Here is an 8,137-nt window from a genome sequence, read left to right on the forward strand (position 1 = left end):
TCACGTCGGCTCGTCGGGTACGTGGACCTCCAGGACGCAGATGTCGTCGCGGTTCCCCGGCCGCATGTCGGCCAGGGACTTGGCGAGCATGCCGCTTCGGCCTTCCCGCACGAGCCGTACGGCCGCGTCGGCGAGGTGGGCGAGGCCGACTTCGATGTCTTCGCCCGGATCCTCCACGAGGCCGTCCGTGTAGAAGAGCAGGTGGTCCCCGGGCAGCAGGTCGGTCACGGCCTGCTCGTACGTGGAGTCGTACGCGGCGCCGAGGAGGGTGCCCCGTGGCTGCGGGAGGAAGCTCGCCCGACCGTTGCGGATCAGCAACGGCGGGAGGTGGCCCGCTCGCACCCATGTCAGCCGGTGGTCCCAGGGCTGGTAGCGCCCCATGACCAGGGTGGCGGTGGCACCGTAGGTGTCCGAAGCGGTGTGGAGCAGGAGGGCGTTGAGCCGGGAGAGGACGTCTGGCAGGGGTGAGCCGGTGATGGTCATGCCCTTGGCGGTGAACCGCAGCTGGGCCATCGTGCCCACGGCCGCCAGACCGTGGCCGGCGACGTCTCCGACGACGAACAGTGCGCTCCTGTCGGGGAGTTCGATCGCGGAGTACCAGTCGCCTCCGACGTTCAACCCGCTGTCGGTGGGGAAGTAGGCCACGTCGACGCGCAGACCGGCCAGTTCCAGCGACTGCTCGGGGATGGGCAGGAGGGTGTCCTGGAGCCTGGCGCCGAGCGCGCGTTCGGCCTTCAGCATCCCGCGTTGGACGAGGTTGGCGCGCTCGCTCTCGCGCAGGGCCAGTTCGGCGCCGCGCAGCGCGGTCAGGTCCTGGAAGAAGCCGTGCACCTCCAACGGACGCCCATCCGGGTCCCGTTGTGCCTCGGCGACGATCCGCAGGTGTCGCAGGCCGTGTGCCGAGGTGATCCGGAAGTGCTGGTCGATGGCCGCGCCGTCACCCATCAGCCGCTGGACGGCCGCGCCCAGCCTCGGCAGGTCCTCCGCCAGCAGGTGCCGGGGCAGCTCCTCCAACCGCAGGGGCCCCAGGGCGGGGTCGCGGTCGAAAATGGCATAGACCTGGTCGGACCAGGTGATGGTGTCCGTGACCAGGTTCCAGTTCGCCCAGCCGAGGTTGCCCAGCCGCTGCACGTCGTCCAGCCTGCGGGTCTCCCGTTCGGTGGTGTCGTGGCGGATCCAGGACACCACCAGGCGGTCCCCCAGCCTGGACGCCCGGACCGAGTACACGGACTGCTGCGGGACCCCGGCGGTCACTTCCTCGTAGACGAAGGGCTCGCCCTCGTAGACCTCCCCCGTCGCCAGGGTGTCCAGGTATCCCTCCCAGAGCGCGGTGCCCGCCACCGTCGGGTAGGTCTCCAGGACCCGACGGCCGACCAGGTCCTTGCCGTGCCGCCCGGCCACGTCCAGCGACTCCGGCGACGCCGCGTCGATCCGGTAGTCCTCCACCTCGCCCGTCCGCGAACGCAGCGGGGTCAGCAGGACCGCCGGTCCTGGCAGCGCGTCGAAGATCGTCTGGATCGCGTCGACGTCCTCGTGGAGCGGGACGTTTCCGTGGGGGCCCCGGTCCTCGCGCAGGGGCCCGCCGCAGAGCCTGACGGCACGCCTGAGCAAGGTCCGGGTCCGGGCGTCGAAGGGGCCGCGCCGGGTGCGGAAGAACCCGACGACCCCGGTCACCGTCCCGTTGCCGGATACGGGCAGCCAGGCGCGCGAGGGCCACCGCTCGGGCGGGTCGCCGATCAGCAGGTACCGGGCGGCGTCCGCCTCCGGATCTTCGAGCCAGACCGCTTGCCGGCCCGCGATGGCCTCCATCGCCGCGATACCGCTGACGGGAGGAATGTGGCTCCACTGCTCGGCCATCGCGTCACCGATGCCGGCGTGCCCGATCAGGTTCAGGCTTCCGGCGGTGGCCACGGTGTAGATCATCACCGCGTCGACGTCCTCGGCGTCGGCCAGCACCGTCCGGAGCAGCTGGGCGATCTCGTTCGGGGTGCGGGCGTCGGCCAGGTCCCGGGCCAGGCCGGCGAGGAGCGTGCGGTGCCCCGCCGGACGGGCGCCGTCGGCGACGACATGGCGGCTCGTACTGAAGGGTGAGGGGTCCGGCTCCTGCGGCGCGCCCGGCGCCGTCTCGGTGGCAGCCTCCGGCGGCGGTGTCACCGGGCCCGCGCCGGTCCGGCCCAGGGTGATCCAGCACTCCTCCAGGAGGGCGCGCCGGTGCTGCGCGGCGCGATCGAGCAACAGCTGGTAAGCGACGTCCGCAGGCACGCCCTCCCGCGCCATCAACACGCCCTTGGCGCGTTCCAGAACGGCTGTCATCGAGGCCAGGCCCTCCAGGTCCGCGACCTCGGCACGCAACCTGGAGACGACCTTGGCCAACGCCAGCACCTCGGGTGCCGTGCTCGTGCCGGCACCGGGAAGCACGAAGTCGCCCTCCATGGGTCGAGCATGCCACGCCCCAGGTCCGATGGGCCTGGTTCCCGTCAGGCGGTCTGCCAGGTCTTCGGGCTCACGCCGGGTGGCTCCGGCATGAATCGACCCGCTCGTCCTGCTGCGCCGCCTGATCGACCACCGCGTCCGGCTGACCGCAGTGGACGCTGCCGGCCGACGCCACCCCGCTGCCGCAGTCGTCACCTGGAGTAACGATCCGGACACGGTCGTGGGGCTGGTCGCCGCCACCGCCGAGCTGCACGCCCTGGACATCGTGATCGGGTGACCTCGCCCCCGAGGACGTCCTCTGCGCAGCGGAGCCCTGCACCTCCCGTCAGGTTCGCGGCTCTCAACGAAGCTGCCGGATCCGCCGGAAACCGCCTGCGGATGCGCGCACTTCTGGCAAGATCCATCCATGCACACCAAGGGGGACGGACTCCGCGCCTGGGTGAACGAGCTGGATGACCGCGCTGTCCGAGAACTCCTCATGATTCCGGGCATGTTGGCGCACATACCGGGCATCGCCACCGGCATGAACGGACTGATGCCGCGCCTGAGGCGGCGCGAGGTCCTGGCGGCTCGTACGTGGCTGCGCCGCACGAGTGCGGGCCGCCTCGCGGCGATCGCGCACTACGCGGCGGGCTGGACGACGTACCGCTTGGAGCGGTGCTACGGACATCCGGCGGAGCAGTTGTCGGCACCGACCGCGGAGCAACTGCGGCACATGCTGCGAGAGCTCGATCCCGTGCTCGCGCAGATCACCCTGTACGGCCTCTCCGACAGTCCCGTCGCCGACGGCGGGTCGGTCGCGGACCACTGGAACGACCTGTGGGCGGCTGCCTCGACCGCCGGGACACCGTGCAGGTGCGAGCAGGGCGACGGACCGTGCCGTCGTCCAGCCGGCGAAGCCGAGGACGGATCGGAAGCCGACGAGGAAGCCGTCGGGACGGACGTCATACGAGGAAAAGAGGGCGACCCGTTGACCGTGGGCATCACCGAGGAGCAGCTGCTCGCGTCGCGGCAGGTGCTGAGCGAGCGGTCGGCGGAACTGGGCCGGGTGTTGGAGGAGGCACTCGGGCAGGTCCGAGCGGGACGGGCCGTTCCGGAGCTGCTGGCCGCACGGCTGGAAGGATGGCGGCAGGCTCGGTCCCGCATCGCGGACGGGCTCGCCGGCAACGGCCGGGAGTGGCCCGGGGAAGCGGGATTCGCCGAACTCGACGCGATCGTGCAGGAGCTGCGGGACACGGCGGCAGAGCGCGCCGAGGAGCTGCGCAGGCTGGACGAGGACCGCGAGGGACTTCGCGTCCTCCTGGACAGGACCGCGTCCGACGCGCCGCACCGCGTACCGCTGCAGCAGTCACTGACCGTGCTGGAGGCGCGCATCAGCGAACTCCTGGCGGCGGGCGCGGCCCATCCCGCCGCGCCGCCGAACGGCGCCTTGCCCGCCGCCGCGCCCGGACGGGCCCGGGCCATCGATCCGGGCGACGCATCCGAGCCGGCCGTGGAACCGAAGCCGGACCCCATGGCGGAGCAGGACCACGCACCCGACGTGGTCCCGGAGCCGGCGGGCGGGGCCACCCCGGCCGCGGTGTCGACCGTGCCCCCGGGCTCCGGCTCGGATTCGGACCCGGATTCGGACACGAACTCGGACTCGGATGCGCAGCCGGTGCCCGGAGCGGTCCCGGATACGGAGCCGGCCGCGGCCCGCTCCCCGAAGGCCGAACCGGCCACGGCATCCACGCCCGCCCCGCCGGCGGCGTCGGCGACGGAATCCGTCCCCGCTCGATCCGTCCCCGCTCGGGAGGTGGAAGCCGCCCCGACACCCGAGGCGGAGGCCGTTCCCGAGCCGGTGCTGACGGCCGGAACCGGGCCGCGCGCGGCGGGGGCGCAGGGCCCGCCGCCGAAACGGACCGGCCCGGAAGCCGCCGGCGACCCGGCGGACACGGCAGCTCCGGACCTCGATCCGGCGGCCGCGCCCAAGCCGTACTTCCTGCCGTGGAAGCCGCCGTCGACGCCCGGCGACGGCGAGGCCACGGTGGCCCGGCTGATCGGCCAGGGCCGCTTCCAGGAGGCCTACTGGACGACGGTCGGCTCGGCGGAGCCCGCGCACCGCGCCGACTGCCTCGCCTTCGCCGAGGCCGCCTTCGCCTGCGGCGACGAGGGAGAGGCCGTGGCCGTGATGACCGGCTTCGACCCGGAGATCGAGCTGCTCCAGGCCGACCGGCCCGCCCTGGTGCTCGCCGCCGTGGCCTCCCTGCGGGCCGGTCTGCTGGCGGGATGGCCCAACGACCTCCTGATCCAGACGGACCTCTCCTCCACGGTGCCCGGGAACTGGGGCAAGCTCCTGGAGCGGGCCGTCGACGCGCTGCGCCGCTACCACCGGCTCGATCTCGGTGCGACCCGCCTGACCACCGACGACATGGCGGGGCTCACCGCGGACCAGCTTTCCTCCGAGGCCGCCGCACTGCGTGACGCCCTGCGGCGCCAGCGCATCGGCTACACCCGCGCGACCCAGGTCAGAACCCGCCTGATCGGCTCCGACCAGCCCTTGGGGAAGGCCCTGGACGGAGTCAGCGACTGGGCCGCAGGCACTGCCGGGGCTGCCGACCTCGACCAGATCTGGGAGCTCTTCCGCAAGCGCGGCTCCGCGGAACGCATGATCGAGGAGGCCGACGCCGAGATCCGCACGCCGAAGCAGGCGAAGGAACCGATCGAGGCCGCCGCCAAACGGGCTCTGCTGCGCAGCATCGAGCAGGTGTCCGACCTCCTGTCCCGCGCGCGGGCGCTGGCCGCCCCCGCCGTCGACGAACGGGCGGACAGCACCACCGGCCTCCGCCACGCCCTGGACCAGGTACGTCACGAGGCGCCACCGCCCGGCGTCGAAGGGGCCGCTCTGTTGCGGCTGCGCACGTGGCTGCTCGACGGTGACCGGTCACCCGGCACCGCCGTCCCGGCGCGTGACCCCGACGCCGTGCGGGTGATGGACCGACCCCGGACGGAGGCCCTGCTCGCGGCGCCGGAACTCCCCCGGTCGGCCGACGGCACGCCCCGGCCCGACGAGGAGGGCTTCGGGGAGGCGGTACTCGCGCTGCTGGAGCCGGTCGACGTGCGCACGGTGCTGCGGAGGTACTTCGAGCGGGGCGACCTCCACCTCGCCGACGCCCTGGTCTCGGCTCTGGAGCAGGACCTCGTTCCCGCCCTCCCGGAGGGCCTCGAAGCCGTGCCCCGCGACTGGCGGCAGTTGCGCGACCCCGAGTGGACGCGCTGGAGCGCCGTTCACCGCAAGGCACACGCCGCGGCGAGCGCCCTCCTCGCCGAACTGCGCACCCAGCAGCTCGACATGCAGACGGAGCGGGAACTCGTCGGCCGCCTCGAAGAGCTGCGCCGCCCCGCCCCGGAGGGGGCGTTCGGCCGCGCCTGCGCCGGCATCACCGTCCTCGAGGGCGAGCTGCGGGCGAAGGTCCAGGAGTACGTGGAGCGCCTCCACGAGAGCCTGGTCGCGTTGAACCCGCCGGCAGAGGAACTGCAACGCCTCACCTCGCTGCTCGACGCCGGGGACACGGTCACCGCCGAGGAATGTCTGGCGCTGCTGCGCGAGGGCAAACCCCTCCCCGACTGGAGCAGTACGGACTCGGGGGCGGAGCTGGAGCGTTTCACCGCCGGCATCGAGCTGTCCGGGGTGCGCAAGGCCGGCGCCCAGGGCTACTCCGCCCGCCCCTGGGCCGACTTCTACCTGGACGGGGAGCCCCTCACCGAGGGCGCGCGGAGCGGGCTGGACTCGTGGGACGCCCTGTGCCGTCCCGCCACCCGGGGCTCGGAGTGGCAGCGGCACATCCCGTCGGTCCTGCGCGTGCTGGGGCTGGAATGCCCCCAGACGCCCGTCCGGGACCAGCGGCACGAAGTGCGCGGTGTCCTGCGGCTCACCGCCCGGGCGCGGGCGAGCGAAACGGCTCCCGGTTACGTGGCCGCCCTGGGGTCGGCCGCCTCCTCGTACACGATCCTCGTGGTCTCCGACGAGCAGCGCGGCCGCAGCCCGCTGGAACTGCTCGACAGCAGTGACTCCGGGGCCTGCCTGATCCTCTACCTGTACCCGCTCGGGCTGAACGGGCGCCGGGCGATGGCAGCCCGCGCGCGCACCGCCTCCTCCCAGCAGGCGCTGGTGGTGGACCCTGCCGTGTTCGGCTGGGTCGCGGCGCGCTCCCCGCGATCCTTCCGGGCCACCCAACGGGTGACCCTGCCCTGGACGGCGTACAACCCGTACACGCCCTTCGTGGCCGGGCTCGTACCGCCGGAGGTCTTCTACGGGCGGCAGGAGGAGATCGCCGCCGTCACGGACCCGCTCGGCGCGCTGTTCCTGTACGGCGGGCGCCAGTTGGGCAAGTCCGCCCTCCTGCGCAAGGTGCAGGCGTCCTTCCCGGGCGTCCCCGGCCGCAAGGCCATCTACGTCGACCTCAAGGCGCGCGGCGTGGGTGAGGCCGAGCCGGCCGAACGCATCTGGGCGGTGCTCGATGACGAGTTGAAGCGCGTGGGCGTGCTGGACGGGTCGGCGGATTCCGGCCACACCCCCGATGCGATGCTCGACGGGGTGGAGCGGTGGCTGGCGGAGAACCACGACAGGCGGGTGCTGGTGCTCGCCGACGAGGCCGACGCCTTCCTGACCGCGGACTCCAAGGCCGTACGCGGGCGGGGCGGAGAGGCCACCTTCTCCAACGTGCTCCGCCTCAAGGGGCTGATGGACCGCACCGACCGCCGCTTCAAGATCGTGTTCGCTGGACTGCACCAGGTGCAGCGCTTCAGCCACCTGTCCAACGTGCCCCTGACCCACGGTGGCCCGGACGTGCTGATCAGCACCTTGAAGCCGGCCGAGGCACAACGCCTGGTCGTCGAACCGATGGCGGCCTTCGGGTACCACTTCGAGCGGCCCGAGCTGGTCTGGCGGGTCCTCGCCGCGACGAACTACCAGGCGTGTCTGGTGCAGATCTTCTGCGAACGGCTCGTCGCGACCCTCCGGGGGAAGTCGCTCGCCTCGGCGAAGTGGCCGATCACGGTCACGGACGAGGACGTCCGGTCCGTGACCGGATCCGCCCAGGTCCACCGGCACATCGCCGAGCGGCTGCGGATCACCATCAACCTCGAGGACCGCTACCGGGTCCTCGCTCTGGTGATCGCGTTGCGCAGCCAGGAGGACCGCTACCGGTACGGCTACGACGCCGACGAGCTCCTGAGGGCGGCCAAGGAGCGCTGGCGGGAGGGGTTCAGTTCGCTCACCGCGAGTGACGTACGGATCTACCTGGACGAGATGGTCGGCCTGGGCCTGCTCATCCAGCTGGCCGACGCACGTCTGTACGCCGTCCGCAGCCCGAACGTCGTCAGCATGCTGGGGACCCGAGAAGACCTCGAACTCGAGTTGCGCCAAACCGAATTCGATCTCCCCTACGACTACAACCCTCGCTTCTCACGGCGCTTCGTCGGCCTGGACGCCGAGGGCATCGCCCGCTACAGCCCTCTGACGGAGCACCAGCTGCACCTGGTGACGGCGCCCGGCGTGGCCGCGGTGTGCCTGACCGAGGCCCACGGCCCGGCGCTCGTGAAGCGGGGGGGGGGGGGGGCGGGGGCCCCCGCGGGGGGGGGGGCGGGGGGGGGGGGGCCCCCCCCGCCCCGCGCGGTGTTTACATCAAAGGGGGGACGGGACACCACAAAGATTTTGAGTGGG

At 72.7% G+C, this 8,137-nt stretch carries 2 protein-coding genes and 1 pseudogene; 2 read left to right on the forward strand and 1 reads right to left on the reverse strand.

Translation table 11 applies throughout. The features are described 5' to 3' along the window. Entirely contained in the window at positions 1 to 2,433 is a 2,433-nt protein-coding gene (locus ACFVGY_RS04120; protein WP_385670605.1) for a SpoIIE family protein phosphatase, read from the reverse strand. A gap of 151 nt (positions 2,434 to 2,584) precedes the next feature. Between ACFVGY_RS04120 and ACFVGY_RS04125 the strand changes: the two genes are divergently transcribed. Together ACFVGY_RS04125 and ACFVGY_RS04130 are read left to right on the forward strand one after the other, a co-directional pair. Continuing rightward, entirely contained in the window at positions 2,585 to 2,710 is a 126-nt protein-coding gene (locus ACFVGY_RS04125) for a hypothetical protein (RefSeq protein ID WP_385670608.1), read from the forward strand. Positions 2,711 to 2,839: 129 nt separating this feature from the next. Beyond that, positions 2,840 to 8,137, forward strand: a pseudogene (locus ACFVGY_RS04130) (hypothetical protein); the annotation flags it as partial.

It is taken from the genome of Streptomyces sp. NPDC127106 (assembly GCF_042677605.1).
In the GTDB taxonomy this organism is placed as follows: Bacteria; Actinomycetota; Actinomycetes; order Streptomycetales; family Streptomycetaceae; genus Streptomyces.